The sequence below is a fragment of the Microbispora sp. H13382 genome (genome assembly GCF_014161445.1).
Classification (GTDB): domain Bacteria; phylum Actinomycetota; class Actinomycetes; order Streptosporangiales; family Streptosporangiaceae; genus Microbispora.
Map to the genome: position 1 here is coordinate 1 of NZ_JABBXA010000061.1, position 636 is coordinate 636.

Annotated in this window: 1 rRNA gene; it reads left to right on the top strand. The window is 61.8% G+C overall.

Annotated features, from left to right (window positions below):
- Window positions 1-105 (top strand): 16S ribosomal RNA (locus HHX41_RS39485); the annotation flags it as partial.
- Window positions 106-636: the final 531 nt, after the last annotated feature.

Here is a 636-nt window from a genome sequence, read left to right on the forward strand (position 1 = left end):
TGGCCCAACCACTTGTGGGGGGAGCGGTCGAAGGTGGGGCTGGCGATTGGGACGAAGTCGTAACAAGGTAGCCGTACCGGAAGGTGCGGCTGGATCACCTCCTTTCTAAGGAGCACTCGGCCGGCCTGGTTGGTGCTGCCGCACGGTTGTCCGTGTGGTGGCCTCGGGTCTGGTCCATCGTCGCGGTCATCAGCGAGTGTCTGATGCGTGGCGTGCTCATTAGTGGAGCACTGGTTATTCAGCCGGTCGTGGTTGCCGGGTCTGCTAGTACCGCCGTGGTCGTGCCTCTTTCGAGGTGGGGTCACGGAGTGGGAATGCGGGTTCTGGGGGCCGGGGCTGGCTGGGCACACTGTTGGGTCCTGAGGGAACGGACCGTTTCTCTCCGGGCTGTTAGCGGTCTCCTCCTTGCGGGGGGTGGGCCGCTTCGGTGCGGGGTGGGTTTGTTTTCTCCAGGGCTGGTCTCCTGCCATACCGGCTTGGGCTTCTCCTCTTTTGTGGGGTGGGGTTTGGGTGTTTGGTGGTGGGGTGGGCTGGTTGTCTGGTTGTTGTTTGTGAATTGCATAGTGGACGCGAGCATCTTTGTGGCCAAGTTGTTTAGGGCACACGGTGGATGCCTTGGCATCAGGAGCCGATGAA